The sequence below is a fragment of the Roseofilum sp. SBFL genome (assembly GCF_017746885.1).
Classification (GTDB): domain Bacteria; phylum Cyanobacteriota; class Cyanobacteriia; order Cyanobacteriales; family Desertifilaceae; genus Roseofilum.
Genome location: NZ_JAGHZH010000186.1, coordinates 1 through 15,165 on the forward strand (window position 1 = coordinate 1; position 15,165 = coordinate 15,165).

General features: G+C 43.8%; 13 protein-coding genes. 9 read left to right on the plus strand and 4 right to left on the minus strand.

All coding sequences use genetic code 11. The annotated features are described in order from the left end of the window. Positions 1–168: 168 nt before the first annotated feature. The gene (locus J7545_RS20685) at positions 169–1,098 is read right to left on the minus strand and encodes an HpsJ family protein (protein ID WP_318700591.1); all 930 of its coding nucleotides are present in this window, start codon (positions 1,096–1,098) and stop codon (positions 169–171) included. A gap of 58 nt (positions 1,099–1,156) precedes the next feature. Between J7545_RS20685 and J7545_RS20690 the strand changes: the two genes are divergently transcribed. Then, the gene (locus J7545_RS20690; RefSeq protein ID WP_318700592.1) at positions 1,157–2,551 is read left to right on the plus strand and encodes an adenylate/guanylate cyclase domain-containing protein; all 1,395 of its coding nucleotides are present in this window, start codon (positions 1,157–1,159) and stop codon (positions 2,549–2,551) included. 42 nt (positions 2,552–2,593) lie between these two features. Here J7545_RS20690 and J7545_RS20695 read toward each other — a convergent pair whose 3' ends face one another. Continuing rightward, the gene (locus tag J7545_RS20695) at positions 2,594–3,436 is read right to left on the minus strand and encodes a hypothetical protein (RefSeq protein WP_318700593.1); all 843 of its coding nucleotides are present in this window, start codon (positions 3,434–3,436) and stop codon (positions 2,594–2,596) included. Positions 3,437–3,648: 212 nt separating this feature from the next. Beyond that, complete coding sequence (locus J7545_RS20700) at positions 3,649–4,038, minus strand: hypothetical protein (RefSeq protein WP_318700658.1); 390 nt, start codon at positions 4,036–4,038, stop codon at positions 3,649–3,651. A gap of 397 nt (positions 4,039–4,435) precedes the next feature. Between J7545_RS20700 and queA the strand changes: the two genes are divergently transcribed. Together queA and J7545_RS20710 are read left to right on the plus strand one after the other, a co-directional pair. Further along, positions 4,436–5,614, plus strand: coding sequence for a tRNA preQ1(34) S-adenosylmethionine ribosyltransferase-isomerase QueA (queA, locus tag J7545_RS20705; protein ID WP_318700594.1), 1,179 nt, complete (start codon positions 4,436–4,438; stop codon positions 5,612–5,614). A gap of 48 nt (positions 5,615–5,662) precedes the next feature. Continuing rightward, complete coding sequence (locus J7545_RS20710) at positions 5,663–6,325, plus strand: tetratricopeptide repeat protein (protein WP_318700595.1); 663 nt, start codon at positions 5,663–5,665, stop codon at positions 6,323–6,325. Here J7545_RS20710 and J7545_RS20715 read toward each other — a convergent pair. Continuing rightward, positions 6,253–6,810, minus strand: a complete 558-nt coding sequence (locus J7545_RS20715; RefSeq protein WP_318720088.1) for a HAMP domain-containing sensor histidine kinase — start codon at positions 6,808–6,810, stop codon at positions 6,253–6,255. The two genes, J7545_RS20710 and J7545_RS20715, sit on opposite strands and share 73 nt — an antisense overlap. Positions 6,811–7,029: 219 nt before the next feature. On the opposite strand from J7545_RS20715, the gene J7545_RS20720 reads away from it, so the two are divergent. The 6 genes from J7545_RS20720 to J7545_RS20745 all read left to right on the plus strand — a co-directional run bounded on the left by J7545_RS20720 (position 7,030) and on the right by J7545_RS20745 (position 15,159). Continuing rightward, complete coding sequence (locus tag J7545_RS20720) at positions 7,030–9,060, plus strand: adenylate/guanylate cyclase domain-containing protein (protein WP_318700596.1); 2,031 nt, start codon at positions 7,030–7,032, stop codon at positions 9,058–9,060. Positions 9,061–9,122: 62 nt separating this feature from the next. Continuing rightward, positions 9,123–9,773 carry a DUF3386 domain-containing protein gene (locus J7545_RS20725; protein WP_318720089.1) on the plus strand — a complete coding sequence of 217 codons (651 nt, stop codon included), beginning with the start codon at positions 9,123–9,125 and terminating at the stop codon, positions 9,771–9,773. A gap of 74 nt (positions 9,774–9,847) precedes the next feature. Then, positions 9,848–10,102, plus strand: a complete 255-nt coding sequence (locus tag J7545_RS20730) for a NifU family protein (protein WP_318700598.1) — start codon at positions 9,848–9,850, stop codon at positions 10,100–10,102. A gap of 315 nt (positions 10,103–10,417) precedes the next feature. After that, the gene (locus J7545_RS20735) at positions 10,418–11,053 is read left to right on the plus strand and encodes a MerR family transcriptional regulator (RefSeq protein WP_318700599.1); all 636 of its coding nucleotides are present in this window, start codon (positions 10,418–10,420) and stop codon (positions 11,051–11,053) included. Between the two features lie 20 nt (positions 11,054–11,073). Beyond that, on the plus strand, positions 11,074–12,882 hold the full coding sequence (locus J7545_RS20740) for a macro domain-containing protein (RefSeq protein WP_318700600.1): 1,809 nt from the start codon (positions 11,074–11,076) through the stop codon (positions 12,880–12,882). 486 nt (positions 12,883–13,368) lie between these two features. After that, on the plus strand, positions 13,369–15,159 hold the full coding sequence (locus tag J7545_RS20745; protein ID WP_318700601.1) for a DUF262 domain-containing HNH endonuclease family protein: 1,791 nt from the start codon (positions 13,369–13,371) through the stop codon (positions 15,157–15,159). Positions 15,160–15,165: the final 6 nt, after the last annotated feature.

Sequence of the window (15,165 nt, forward strand, 5' to 3'; positions counted from 1 at the left end):
CTAGCGATTTTTTGGGCAAGTAACCCTCTAACCTGATGCTATAGTTATGCGATCGCGACCATTGAGTTGAGGTTTTCAGCAAAATACTACCGAAAAAGGTCGCTATAGCGACCTTTGAACTACCTTGTCACCCCTTGAGGAGAAATAGTTTTACACCCATTACCCATTTCAACGTAACCGCACATGACGGCTCCAACGAGTCTTATTCCAAAGCCACAAAAACGCCACGCCTCCTACAATTGCTCCCAAATTCCACTTAACCGACTTTTTCATCAGTGTCAACCGTTGTGCCCTCCTCTGACTTCTCAATTGCCCTTCCCATGCCCGTTGGGTTTGTACCAATTCCTGCTGTAATTGTTTCTTCAACTCTTGTGGATTATCACGGATAGGCAAGATCCGATTCGGAAACATCCAAACCCTTAATTCATTTAAATCTTCGATGGATTGGCTTTGTTGAAGACGTTCCTGAGCATCAGCAAAAACCTGATTGTGTTCAACCATTTGGGACTGTAACTGAGCCTGGTTCATGCCATCGATTTTCCAAGTTTGCCGAACTCCCACAGGAACCATCAATAAATAACCCAAACCCACCAACAACATCATCCGAGACAAAAAACGCCATAACCTCAACTCCCAACGATCCACATAACCCCACCGACCATAAAGAATACACACCAATCCCAGTAAAGGAAACCAGCATCCCTCAACCAAAGATCCCATCGTCTCCAATACCCAAACCGGATTTAAGGGTTGGAAAGGAATAAACAGAATAACCGTATTAATCACTGTTAAACCCAAGAGCGTGTACCCTACCAGGGGAAGTAACACAAGCGTGCGGTTAAAAACAGCTTCAGAAAGAAACAGTCCTGAATCCTTGGGATGGAGAGGATCGTGGAACCAGGGAGGAGATAATTTCTGAGTTGAGGTATCCGGCTTGGGTTGTTGCTCTAGCATAGGAATAGCAATGGATGACTGAGGGTGAAAGGCTTCTAGACCCGATAAGATACACTGAGGTTGGTCTAGACTTATGGTAGCTGATTCTAATCTCCCTCCACATCTGCATCGATTCAGCAGTCGTTTAACTTTGGGTGACATCATGATAAATAGGGATCTTGGATGTAGAGATCTCTGAGCTTGTACTCTTAGGATCTGATGGATGTCTATTCAGTTTTCCACCTTAGTCAACCTGTTGAGCGCCCAGTTATCCCGTAAGATTGCGGGTTGGGTGTTTTTGAGTTTAATGGCGATCGAAGGGCTTATTTTAATTCCGTCCTATTCTCGGCAAGAACAACAGGAGTTAATGCAACTTGAAGAAGTCTCTTCAGCGGTTATTGATTCTATTGTCCGTTTAAGCTCACTGGGAATGGATAACGATCCAGAGTTTTATCAAAAGCTAAAAACGATAACAGAAGATTCGATTATTGTGGGAGTTACTATTTACGATCGCACTGGAAAAGCCATTTATGAGTTTGGCGAGTTACCCGAAATTTCCTTTGAGCAAACCCAACAGGCGGACATTGTCCGCGATCGCACTTGGAATGGATTGTACTATGATGTGTCTTGGTCTGGAGACTCTTTAGGCATTGAATATACTGTAGTTGCTCGCCACAATGCTGAACGAATTCAACCCTTGCTCAATGCCTATAAATTGCGAATTCTGGGATTAATCATCATTATCGCGATCGTAGTCACCTCCTCAACCTTATTGGTTTTAGGGATAACTGTAATTATTCCTATTCTACGCCTGCGAGATGATTTGATTGCCGCAGGAGAAGCCTTATCTAATCCGGATCGTCACCCCGTTAATCCCCAATTTTATTCTTTTTCTTCTAGCCAACGCTCTGATGAATTAGGGGCAGTCATGCAAGCGTTTTATCAAATGTTTTGTCGAGTGTATCAGGAGCAAGAAAAATCAGAGCGCTTATTGCTTAATATTTTGCCCCAGGCGATCGCCTCCCAACTGAGAAATGGCCACTCGACTATTGCCAATGGTTTTGCTGAAGTTACCATCCTGTTTGCTGACTTAGTGGGGTTTACCCAACTAGCCGAGCGGTTTTCACCCTCTGAATTAGTTGGGTTTCTCAATCAAATTTTTTCTCGCTTCGATGCTCTGACTGAAAAGTATCATCTAGAGAAAATCAAGACCATTGGCGATGCATACATGGTCGCTGGAGGGATTCCCATGGAGCGCAGCGATCATGCAGAAGCCATTGCTAATATGGCCTTAGAGATGCAAGAATCGATCGAGCAATTTAATCACCAATCTCAAGAACAATTTAAGATCCGCATTGGGATTAATACTGGGCCAGTCGTTGCTGGAGTAATCGGCACAAAAAAATTTAGTTATGACTTGTGGGGAGATGCCGTCAATACTGCTAGCCGCATGGAATCCCATGGTCTCCCTGGCAAAATCCAGGTGAGTCAATCCACTTATGAAAAACTCCAGGGAAAGTATGAATTTCAAGAACGAGGCAAAATTCCCATCAAAGGAAAAAGTCCACTGAAAACCTATTTTTTAATCGGTAAACTGCAATCAAAAGGGCTACCCTAAATCAATAGGATAGCCACTGACGGAAATTAATTTATGGTATAACTAGGCTATGCCATCAATAAAGGGGCCAAAGAAATCAGATCCTAGATTTTGCTGGAACGGAGTGAGTGTCTGGACATCAAACCTATTGATACCCAAATTATAGTCTTGAAGAACTGCCAGAACCTGGTTGTTCAAGTTGTTGAAAATAATTGTATCGTTAGCGGTTCCTCCAACAATGTTCTGGCCGGTATCGAATCTCAAGTTAGCATAGACCAGACCACTGTCTAGACCTATCTTATCTTGTTGAGGATTGAAATCAGTAATCACATCAGCATTCAGGGGGTTAGCTGGATCGACCGTGCTGTTGGGCACTCCTCCGATCACTGTATCAAATCCATTACTGCGAATAACGAAGGTATCAAATCCTGCTCCTCCGGTTAATTCATCTTTGCCAAAATCACCGAAAAGCCAGTCGTCACCAGCACCACCATTAAGCTCGTCATTTCCTCGACCACCTCGTAGGGTATCCTCATCTTGATTCCCCGACAGGTTATCGTTACCGAGATTACCTAGAAGCAAGTCTCTACCAGAAAAACCAATTAGACGGTCATTTCCTTGGCCACCAGCAAGTTTATCTTGATTGTTGCCGCCATAAAGCCAATCATCGCCTGCATTCCCTAGAATTCGTTGGTTACCGACAGAACCAATTACAGTGTCATTTCCATCAAGCATCCAGAGTCCGCCAGGACCGGTGGTAAAATTAGCCCCCAGACTCACAAAATCATTGGTGGGTGCTGTAATCTGAGGAAAAACTAAACCAACAGGTGTTGGGGTGGCAACAGTCCGAGATAAACCATTAATCCCAGAAGGGTCGTTGGTTAATACAGTAGGTATGATTCCCATAATCAATCACTCCTCACATTAAATAGCTATGGTTATGGCGTACGCCTAGAAGATTATAGCAGTAGTCTCCCTGAAGTGTGTCAATCCCTCTCACGAATCTCTTAACATTGCTTCTAGACAAATGATTCCGAGGACAGACTCAAAATAATTAATCAGGTCTTCTTCATCGCTGGCTGCATTATAGCTTGACGAGGTTATTGATTGGTTAGGAATTAGGCTAAAGTTTCTGGACAGTATCCTAGTCCCATCACAAATTGTTTGCGGAAAGTTTCTATTTCAATGCGATTGGGGCTTCCATGGGATACGACTGCTACTTGGTAGCGACGCATGACATGGGTGGGGGATTGACCGGTTTCTAGACTCCATAGGGCCATTTGCACACGAATCTCTGGTTGATATGCAAATCCTAATTCGTTCAGGACGGCACGGAGGTTACCCGCTTCTTGTGAATTGAGTTCTCGGGCCAGCTTGATCCGGACGACCCAACCATCAATTTGATGAATAACGGTAACAAAATCGACCTGAAATTGAGGTAAAAGGTTTAGAGATTCAATAATCCGGAGGGTTAAGCTGGCATTCGCGAGGTAGTAAAGATAGTCCATAAATTTTCCTTCAGTCACCTGGCAAATGCTACAGTTCCATTGTCTCTGGATAGCGGAGATCATGAGTAGGGGAAGATTCCCCGATATGATCTGGGTAGATTCCCCCAATTTTGGTGGGGGAGATGAGGGGACACGGGGAGATGGGGGGACACGGAGAATAGGAGACACGGAGAATAGGATGACTCTAAATATGGAATTTAGGGCTATCTGAGGGTCTGTGGATGCACGATCATGAAAATCCTTCACTTGTAAGATGGGGAAGATCGGGAAGATGGGTATGTTTATCGATCGCCCTTCTAATTACCCTATAAGGTTATGTGATTCTCCGTGTCTCCCCCTCTCTATGTCTTCTTTGAAAGGATGGGGTATCTTGAAGAGTGTTGATTGGAATTGAGTGATGGATCGAGTGCGGGGATTAAGGGATGATCGCGATTATGATTTGGATGCGTATGATTACGTTTTGCCAGAGGGGTGTATTGCCCAAAATCCAGTAACTCCTAGGGATAGTTCGCGGTTGTTGGTGGTAGAGTCATCCGCAGGATGTCATCATGGAGTGTTTCGCGAGTTGCCCCAATGGTTACGGCGCGGGGATTTATTGGTGATGAATGATACCCGTGTGATTCCGGCGCGGTTGTATGGGTATAAGTCTACGGGGATGGAGATGGAGGCGCTGCTACTGGAGAGAGTGGAGCGTCATGTGTGGTTGGCACTGGTGAAGCCGGGACGACGGTTGAAACCGGGAGCTGTGGTTGAGTTTTCTGCCCATGGCGGTGAAGATTTGCCCCCATTAAAGGCAAAGATTCGAGGGACGGATGAGGCGACTGGGGGGCGGTTTTTGGAGTTTGAGTTATCTGGAGATCGAGAGTTACAGGATCTGTTGGATGATTATGGTCATGTGCCGTTTCCCCCTTATGTGACGGATACACAGGCAGAGGCGGATCAGTATCAGACGGTGTATGCACAGGCAGCAGGTTCGGTGGCTGCGCCGACTGCGGGGTTGCATTTTACGCCTCGGCTGCTGGAGGAGTTGGAGGATTTGGGAATTGAGCGGGCAATGGTGACGTTGCATGTGGGGGTAGGGACGTTTCGCCCGGTGGAGGTGAAGGATATTCGCACGCATCAAATGCATCAGGAGTGGTTGGAGGTCTCTGGGGAGACTTGGCAGAAGGTACGGGAGACTCAAAAGCGGGGCGGACGAGTAATTTCGGTGGGCACAACATCAGTGAGAGCGTTGGAAGGAGCGGCTCATTGGTGGAAGGATCGGGGTTCTGTAGGGGCGGGTTCATTTAATTTTGGGTCTTCCAAGCGAGATCTTGGTGAACCCGCCCTTACATCTGGGCCTGGAGCGGGATTTTATGGCAAGACGGATTTATTTATTTATCCAGGGTATGAGTGGCAGGTGGTTGAGGGATTAATTACAAATTTCCATTTGCCTCGTTCGAGTTTGTTGATGCTGGTGAGTTCTTTGGTGGGTCGATCGCGACTACTACAGTTGTATCAGGAGGCGATCGCCGAGGACTATCGCTTTTATTCGTTTGGCGATGCGATGCTGATCTTACCGGACGCTCGGTTGTGAGCCTGAACAAGAACACCAGTTCAGTTCAAATTGGAGAGCAATATAACAATGAATGGTAATGGTGTGGTTTTGGGAACGGTGCTGGCGATCGCCCTGGGTATGGGTTTTCCAGCGCTCTCATCTGCCGAGGAACCGAGTGCGGATGAGTTTTATCGCTTTGGGGTGGTCTTGCAGCAAGAGGGGTTATTGGAGGAGGCGATCGCCCAATATCGGGAGGCTTTGCGGTTAAATCCTCAGTTGGCTCAGGTGTATGTGAATTTGGGTGTTGCCTTGACAGATCGAGGGGATCGAGAGGAGGCGATCGCTGCCTATCAGCAGGCGTTACAGGTCGATCCGGGGTTGGGAGAGGCTTATTTTAATTGGGGTAATGTTTTAATTGGTCAAAATCAGATCGATCGAGCCATTGAGAAGTATAAACAAGCGGTTCAGGTGCAGCCCAATTATGATAAAGCGTATTACAATCTGGCCAATGCCTTGGCATTGGTTGAGGAGTTTGAGGGGGCGATCGCTGCGTGGAATCAGGCAATTCGGATCAATCCCGAGTTTGCCCAAGCGTATGCCAATTTGGGAGTAGTCTTGCATCAGCAAGAGCAGATTCCCCAAGCTCTGGCAAGTTTGGAAAGGGCCTATACTTTGTTTCAAAAACAGGGGAATGTAGGGCAAGCGGAGAGGATTGAGGGATATTTGCAGCATTTACCCAATAATGAATGATTAATGGCCTGAGTTGGCGATCTCCTCAGTAATTTCAGTAATCGTATCGAATTATCAATTAAATTAATCAAAATCTGTCTTAGTTTTCCTTCATCAGTCTTCAAAAATCGATCAACATTATCCAGAGGATAAAATATCAAAGTTAAGTGTTTCGATTCAGCCTTAAGAGACAACATTTGATCGATCCTTTTAAGGAATTGATATAAATCAACATCGACTTCATATAGTTCTGATTTTCTCGCTTCAATTTTAGATAACTCCAAAATATCATTGATCAATTGTAGGAACTGTTTACCACTATGAATAATTACATCTAAATATTGATTGTAGTCCTCAAAAGTAACACCTTCTTTTTTTAAGACTTGTGCAAATTCCAAGATAGGACTTGTCTTGAGTTTAATGTAAAGTTTTATGTCAACATTCAACACTTCTGCGATTGATACTGATTGTTCGTCAAAATCATTGTTTTGATTAACTTGATTCATTAAAGTTGTAAAGTTTTATTACACTAAATCCAATAGGTTCAAGATGCACAGTTAGCCACTAGGATAATATTAGGTCAGATAAGGGAAAGCGTTATAATAAGAGTTAGACTACTCTAAACCATGGGTAGAGAGTCACACTGAGGGTTTATCAAGCTTACAATTATTAACCATTATCAATAATCTATGGTGGAGACCAATCTCAAGCCGAAGGACACAAGTATGACAGAGATTGAAGAGAATGAATCCTTACAGAATAAGTCGTTAGCTCCTGCAAGAAACAGCAAAATTTCCAGACTTCAATCGCTGAATTGCTCTCAAGATATTCCCCTTAGATTACTCTTAGTCATTCCCTTTATTGTACAAATTGTGGGAGCAGTGGGATTAACGGGATGGTTATCTTTACGCAATGGTCAACAAGCGGTGCAGGCAGTGACATTACAACTTCGAGATGAAGCCAGTGCTAGGATTAGGCAACATTTGGATGATTATCTAGAAGCGCCTCGGATCGTTGCCCAAGTGAATACAAACAGCTTAGAATTAGGACAATTAGATACACAAGATCCATCTCGTTTAACTCGCACCTTTTGGCGACAGAGAAATTTGTTCGATCCGATTGAAGTTTCAGCGATTTATTTTGGCACAGTAGAGGGAGAGTTCACGGGTTTAGGATTCCAGAACGATCGAACTTGGCAAGTGGGAAGATCCGGTGAAGAGACAGATTTTCATTTTTATAGTTATGCGACAGATGATCGAGGAAATCCAACTGAACTTCTAGAAAAGGGAAATGCTTACGATCCGAGGGTGCGTCCTTGGTACAAAAAAGCAGTAGAGGCTCAGGAAGGAACTTGGAGTGACGTTTATGCAGATTTTAAGGAACCGAGGTTGAAAATAACCCTAGCTGAACCGGTATTTCAAGAGTCGGGAGAATTGTGGGGAGTGTTAGGGGTAGACTTTGTGTTATCACATATTCGTGATTTTTTGCAAGCGATTAGAATTGGTGAATCGGGACAAGCGTTTATCATGGATCGCTCTGGTCTTTTGGTGGCAACTTCTACTGAAGATCTCCCTTTTATGATTAAACCAGATACGGTAGAGCGATTGCCAGCCGTTGAGATAGAGAATAGGGTGATTCAAAAAACAGCCCTATATTTGTACGATCATTTTGGAGATTTTAAGCAAATAAAAGAAGCGTTTAATTTAGAGTTGGATCTTGATAGAGATCGTTATTTTTTACAAGTTGTTCCCTTTAGTCAAGGACAGAATCTAGATTGGTTAATTGTGGTCATAGCTCCAGAATCTGATTTTATGGGACAAATCAAAAAGAATACTCAACGGACGATCGCCCTCTGTCTGGTTGCTCTATTCGTGGCGACCTGCTTTGGATGGGTAACGGCGAAGTGGATCACCGATCCGATTATGCAGTTAAGTGATGGGAGTCGTCGATTAGCGAGTGCTGCTCTGACACGCTGGACTCATGAAAGTTTAGCTCAAAATGTAGCGGTTAAAGGTGTAGCTGAGTTGAAAATTCTAGCCGAATCGTTTAATCAAATGGCTAATCAGCTCCAAGAGTCGTTTACAGCTCTAGAAAAGAGTAATGAGGAATTGGAGTTAAGGGTAGAAGAGAGAACTGCTGATTTACGTCGAGAGCAGGAAAAATCGGAAACGCTGTTGTTGAATATTCTGCCCGAGGCGATCGCTGAACATTTTGAATCGGTGACGATCCTGTTTTCTGATATTGTCGGCTTTACTTCTTTATCTTCGCGCATGGCTCCCATTAACCTGGTCACTTGGCTGAATGAACTGTTCTCTAGCTTTGATTATTTAGTCGAAAAACATGGATTAGAAAAAATTAAAACCATTGGTGATGCGTATATGGTGGTTGGAGGTCTACCTGTTCCCCAACGTGAGCATCAAGCAGCGATGGCAGCGATGGCCTTAGAAATGCAGGAGAGTATGCAACAATTTTGTTTAGAGAATGGAGAATGTCTACAAATTCGCATTGGCCTTCATACCGGTCCAGTGGTCGCGGGAGTGATTGGTGTGCGCAAGTTTAGTTATGATTTATGGGGCGATACGGTGAATGTGGCTTCACGGATGGAGTCTTCGGGGATGCCGGGAAAAATTCAAGTCAGCGAGCAATTTTATCAGAGTCTTAAAGACCAGTTTGAGTTTGAAGAACGGGGAATTATTTCGGTCAAAGGTAAGGGGAAGATGAAAACCTATTGGTTGGAAGGAGTCGGGAGAATCTGAGCCATTAGGGATTAAGATCGGGATATGTGCAAAATTATGATACGAATCAAATTGTAGCGAAAATGACTCAAACCACCAATGCTCGTGACCTTTTCCAAAGCGCTTATGAAAATCGTTATACCTGGGATGACCAGTTTCCGGGAATGAGTGCTGAGATTGATATTGAACAAGGCAATGAAATCTATAGTGGTTCTATTCAGATTAACTCAGATCTAACTATTGAAATCTCTGGTATTGAGAATGAGATGGTGAAAAAATCGGTGGGAACCCAACTTAAGGATGTGGTTACTCACCGTAAGCGTAGGACTTTTGAGGAGACCCATGGCAAAAATAGCTTTACTCTGGGTGAAACCGATGATCGCGGTGCAGTAGGAATCCAGGTTTCTGGTGCAGCCATGGGTTCAGAATATAAAGTGCGCGATCGCGTGATTTGCTATGTGCAACGGGTGGTCGGTCAAATGACTTTTTATATTGATACCCATGAAACCTTGGATACGGGAGAGGGATATCTACCCACCCGCTATGAGGCTGTGTTCCGCAATACGGAGACAGGGGAGATGATGCAGCAGGTGCAGTTTGAAGACCGCTATCAACTGGTTGGGGATTATTTTATGCTTACCCATCAAACCTTGCATACGGAACGCCCAGATGAAAAGGTGACCACCCAGTTTACGTACTCTAAGATTAAACTGTTAGAGCCGAGTGTGGTTTAGAGCGATCGCCGAATTGCAAGAATCGCGTTAAGATAATTGAAGGAATTTTACGTCCATTGTGGTGAATCAAGTCTATGTCTAGCACTTTAACTCCTCCCCTGGAACTAACCGAAGACAATGTGGAAGCGGTTTTAGACGATCTCCGTCCTTACCTAATGGCTGATGGAGGGAATGTGGAACTCGACCAAATTGATGGCCCCATTGTTAAACTCCGTTTACAAGGTGCTTGTGGATCTTGTCCGAGTTCGGCAATGACCCTGAAAATGGGAATTGAGCGTCGTTTGCGCGAATTTATTCCAGAAATTGCTGAAGTTGAACAGGTTCTCTAGCGCACTGCGCTGGTAATGGATCATTGGAGGTTATCAACCTCTGTGTAAGTCAATTTCAGCCATTACCGACCATTGATAACCTAACTTATACCTGAGCTGCTACTGCTTGCTCTATATTCCGAAGATGGGTTGGCCAAGGGGCTAACCCATTTTTTCACACTCCAGTAACTGAGAGCACTTTGTGCTGTTATGGAGTATAGCGCTGCGCGCTAGGGAATAGGGAATAGGTCAGGAGCAAAGGGCTTAAGTCCCTTCTCTATTTTTACATTTTATTTTGATATTGACATTTTTGATTGTAATTGTTAGACTTGAACTATGAAAACATTGCAACAGCTTTCACGAGAGCAGCCCCTCTGGTCTCTAGAGGAATTTGCTCAGGTGTTAAATGAGTTGTTGCCTCAATTCTTACCCAATCAAAAATCCCAGTCTCGGCGATCGCGTGAAGAGGTCAACCCTCGTTTAGTACGTCATTATGCCAGCCAAGGATTACTGGATGAGCCATTAAAACAGGGGAGGAGAGCCAGCTATACTTACCGCCATCTGTTACAGATGTTGTTAATCAGACGATTACTCAGTGAGGGATTCGGCATTAGTGCCATGCAATCGTTTGTAGTAGCAAAAACGAATACTGAGTTAGAGTCCCTGTTGCAGGGAGGTATCCAACTATCCTTAGAACCAGCAAATCCGGCTTTAGCCTTTCTGCAACAAGTGAAAGAGCGATCGCCAGAAACCTCCCCCCCTAACCAACAGAACCTCAGTCCCCCTAGTCAAAAAATCACGCGGGTTTCCGAGGCAACACAATCAGCCCCAGAAGACTGGAAACACCTAGAAATTTTACCGGGTTTAGAAATCCATCTGCGCTCAGATGTGACCTTACCCACCAGCCCCCAAGAGCAGGAAAACCTGGTGCAAGCGATCGCCCAGGCCCTCCTAGCTCTGCGTTACCCCTAATTGCTTTGGAGAGAGTTTTTATGCAACCGGCGATCGAATTTATCCCCCTACGTGCAGCTTTATGCACAGAAATCCCCACCACCTTAGATGTTTTAATCCGCCTTACCCCTCCTGCCCCTCAAGTGACCTCCGAACGGCCACCCATCAATCTCAGCTTAGTGCTGGATCGCTCCGGTTCTATGGCAGATCGGAACAAAATTACCTTCACCAAACAAGCGGCTGCCTATGCCATCAATCAATTGCAATCGAGCGATCGGGTTAGTGTTGTTACCTTTCAGAGCCACATTAACACCCCCGTTCGCAGTCAACTCGTACAAAACAAACGCTATATCCTGCAACAAATCGAACAAATTAAGGTCGGGGGAGGAACAGCCCTTCATGCGGGTTGGATTGAAGGAGGCGTACAGGTTAGTCAACATCTCAAACCCAATTCCCTCAATCGGGTGATTTTGCTCTCGGACGGCATTGCTAACGTAGGCGAAACCAATCCCGATGTCATTGCCACCGATGTCCGTGGACTCGCCCAGAGAGGAGTCAGTACAACGACAATGGGCGTGGGCGATGACTATAATGAAAGTCTATTAGAGGCGATCGCTGCCAGTGGAGATGGCAACTATTACTACATCGAAAGTCCCGACCAACTGCCCGACATTTTCGCCATGGAATTGCAAGGTCTGATGGCAACCTTGGGCAAAAACGTCACTTTAAGCTTCACCCTCCCCTCCCAAGTACAACTGCTCGATATCTTCAACGACTTTGCAACCCTTCCCAACGGCCAATATCAACTGCCTAACCTCATTGCCGGCAATCCCTTCACTCTTGCCCTGCGGCTCAAAGTTCCCGCCCAAACCCTCCCCTCAATCCTCACCCTGCACCTTTCCTGGGATGATATCGAAACCAGTACACGCCAACAAATCGATCAATCCCTCAGCCTACCCTGGGTTAACCGTCAAAGCTTAGACGAATTTCCCTTTAACCCAGAAGTACAACAAGAAGTTGCAGCTCTCCTCGCCGCTCGTGCCAAAAACGAAGCCGCCGAGCAAGCCAGACTGGGGCAATATGACCTCGCCGAACAAACCATCGCCAAAGGAATGGAACTCATTCAGGCAGCTCCCGCATCCGCCGCGATGAATCAAGAATCAGAGTCCTTACAATCCTTGAGTACCAACTTGAAACGGCGGGAATACGAGCAATTTCAAAAGCGCAGTCATTTTGAATCCCATAGTCGCTCTCGGGCGTGGGGACAGTCCCGCTATGAAGAATATCAACAAGAGCGCCAAAAGAGAGTAGGGACTTCCGGACAAGCAGCAAAACCCTGGCAACAGATCCAAGGACGAATTAAAGTCGTTAAAGGAGACATTACCCAAATTGCAGTCGATGCCATAGTCAATGCTACCAATCCTCTGATGACCGGCACATTTGGGGTAGATGCCGCCATTCACCGAGCCGCCGGGGCAGAATTACGCCAAGCCTGTAACGCCCTCGTGACCTGTGATGTGGGAGAAGCCAAAATTACTCCCGCTTTTAACCTTCCTGCCCAAGTTATCATTCACACAGTCGGCCCCGGTTGGCAAAACGGGCGCGCTCAGGAAGAAGAACGGCTGACTAACTGTTACCGCAATTCTCTCAATTTAGTCGTACAAAAGGGATTAAAAACTGTCTCTTTCCCTTCCATTGCCACTGGTGCGTTAGGATGTCCTCCAGACTGGGCCGCCTCTATCGCCCTACGCACCATTAGCCAAGTCTTACAACAACAGCCCGCGATCGAGCAAGTGATTATTGTCTGTTGGGACGATCGCAATTACCAGTGTTATCAAGCCATTCTGTAATCTATAGTACTGGGCGCTAGGGCATAGGGGATGGGGAATAGCGAACACGCGGTTGTTCCCATTCCCTATTGCCTCTTGCTTGTTTATGTCCGCGAAGCAGAAAGCGCTATAAAATAGAGCCACAAGCAACGGGTGCCGATCGCAGACATGATTTTCAAACGGTCTAATGAGCTAAATGAACTCTACCTTAATGATTTTGAGGGAAAGCTAACCCAGACTATAGTTTTGTCCCCTATTAGTTGGTCAACCTATCAAGCCATGCTTAGGGATATGGGACACAACCGGACAATTCGCACCGCCTATAGTCACTGCATGGATTACGATCTGTGGTTATGAAAGTGCCCTAGTTAACCAGTAACCTGAGAAGTTGCTGCCAACCAGTGTGTATTTTAAAGTCCACAAATAGTGTATGATCGGTGTAGAACCATTGCTTTGTAAATTAAGTTACTATAGTAAGAGAACCAAACGTATCAACTCTTAATGCATATGTCATCAACTCCGACCATTGAATCAAGCAACTTAAGTATCTCACAATTATTTCAAGATTTCTACAGTGTCCCAGATTTTCAACGGGAATATGTTTGGCAGGCAAGTCAAATCGAAAAACTACTTAAAGATTTGTTTGAAGGATTAGGTTTAGAAGAAGGAGAAACTAATGAGTTTGAGTATTTCTTAGGCTCGATTGTTGTCTATCCAGATTCTACAGATGATATCCCCACATTTCAACTGATTGATGGTCAACAAAGGTTAACAACTATCTATCTTATATTTTGTGTTCTTAGGGATTGTATTCAAGAATTTGGTAGTAGTTCAAAATCCATAGAAAACTATTTGCAAGGAACAACTCAGAATACCGACACCGGTGAGGATGTTGATAGACCTCGATTATGCCTTCAATATGATACACATGGTAAGAAGGTTTTAGATGAATATCTGCTACATAGTCAAGTACCGGAGAAAGAACTATTAAACTCTTCAGGATCTGCAAATAACATATTCAAAGCCTGGAAACTAATTAAAATTTTCTTCTCTGAACATTTAGAGAAAGAAGTTAAAATTTACAAAAAAGCATCTACAGCTATTGCCAATAGAACAAAATTAATCAGAATAGAAACTCCTGATTTACAGAATGCATTGAAAGTTTTTGAAACTATTAATGACAGGGGAATTGGCTTAACACCTGTTGACTTACTGAAAAATTATCTCTTCATTCATACATCTCGCGAGATAGATAGAAATCGTCATTGGCAAATCTTGACGAATAAATGGGAAGATTTCCTTAAAAATATTTATCAAAGCAAGCAAAAACCATTGACTTTTTTGCGCTATTACTTAATGGCTAGTTATGACGTAGAATTATCAAATAGCTTTCCAGAAGAAGAAATTTATGAATGGTTTTTAAACCATGGCAGAACTGAAGGTATTGATCGAGATCCGATAAAGTTCCTTGATGATTTAATCCTAGGAGCCGATCACTATGGTAAATTAACTCAAGGGAAAAATCCTGATGGCTCAGATAACATACATCTTAAAGCAATGTGTAAAATACAAAGTAAATTTAAATCTCACTTGGTTTTATCCTTAGCAGGTCGCTTTTTAGAGAAATCTATTTTTGAAAGGCTTTCATACTATATTGAAAATCTCTCTTTTATAATTGCTATTACTAAGAAAACGAGACAAAAAGAAGTTAATGTAACTAGACAATTTGCTTATTGGTCAAAGAAACTTAGAATCGTTAAGACTAATCAAGATCTAGATACTTTTATAGAGCAAAACATTTTTCCTAACTTAAAGGAACTCAAGGAAGATTTTTATCGCTGTATAATACAAATGTCTCAAAAGAGCTTGGCAATATATCGACTGCGTTATCTATTAGCTAAAATAGCTCAATATGTTGAAAAAAAAACTTATGGGCATTCTGAATCTCTTGATTTCTACTTAGATAAACAAATTACAATAGAACATATATTACCTCAGTCTACAAAACTACCCTATGTTGACAAGCTAGGTAATCTAACGTTACTAGAAAAAACAATTAATAGTTCAGTTTCTGACAACTCGTATGAAGAAAAGCTACAAGGGTATAAAAAATCTAGAATAGTAATAACTCGTTCCTTAGCAGAACAACTTCATGTAGGTCATAATACTCAAATAAATCGTGCATTAGGAGATTTAGGCTTAAAGGAGTTTAGATCGTGGGATCATGAATCTATTGAAAAGCGTCAGAAAATATTGGCTGACATTGCGATGAAAGTCTGGGGATTAGATAATCTTTAATTTTGT

Coding starts and splice junctions, on each gene's coding strand:
- J7545_RS20700 (WP_318700658.1), bottom strand. CDS start 4,038: ATGGACTATCTTTACTACCTCGCGAATGCCAGCTTAACCCTCCGGATT.
- J7545_RS20745 (WP_318700601.1), top strand. CDS start 13,369: ATGTCATCAACTCCGACCATTGAATCAAGCAACTTAAGTATCTCACAA.
- J7545_RS20720 (WP_318700596.1), top strand. CDS start 7,030: ATGACAGAGATTGAAGAGAATGAATCCTTACAGAATAAGTCGTTAGCT.
- queA (WP_318700594.1), top strand. CDS start 4,436: ATGGATCGAGTGCGGGGATTAAGGGATGATCGCGATTATGATTTGGAT.
- J7545_RS20695 (WP_318700593.1), bottom strand. CDS start 3,436: ATGGGAATCATACCTACTGTATTAACCAACGACCCTTCTGGGATTAAT.
- J7545_RS20715 (WP_318720088.1), bottom strand. CDS start 6,810: ATGAATCAAGTTAATCAAAACAATGATTTTGACGAACAATCAGTATCA.
- J7545_RS20710 (WP_318700595.1), top strand. CDS start 5,663: ATGAATGGTAATGGTGTGGTTTTGGGAACGGTGCTGGCGATCGCCCTG.
- J7545_RS20735 (WP_318700599.1), top strand. CDS start 10,418: ATGAAAACATTGCAACAGCTTTCACGAGAGCAGCCCCTCTGGTCTCTA.
- J7545_RS20725 (WP_318720089.1), top strand. CDS start 9,123: ATGACTCAAACCACCAATGCTCGTGACCTTTTCCAAAGCGCTTATGAA.
- J7545_RS20730 (WP_318700598.1), top strand. CDS start 9,848: ATGTCTAGCACTTTAACTCCTCCCCTGGAACTAACCGAAGACAATGTG.
- J7545_RS20740 (WP_318700600.1), top strand. CDS start 11,074: ATGCAACCGGCGATCGAATTTATCCCCCTACGTGCAGCTTTATGCACA.
- J7545_RS20685 (WP_318700591.1), bottom strand. CDS start 1,098: ATGATGTCACCCAAAGTTAAACGACTGCTGAATCGATGCAGATGTGGA.
- J7545_RS20690 (WP_318700592.1), top strand. CDS start 1,157: ATGTCTATTCAGTTTTCCACCTTAGTCAACCTGTTGAGCGCCCAGTTA.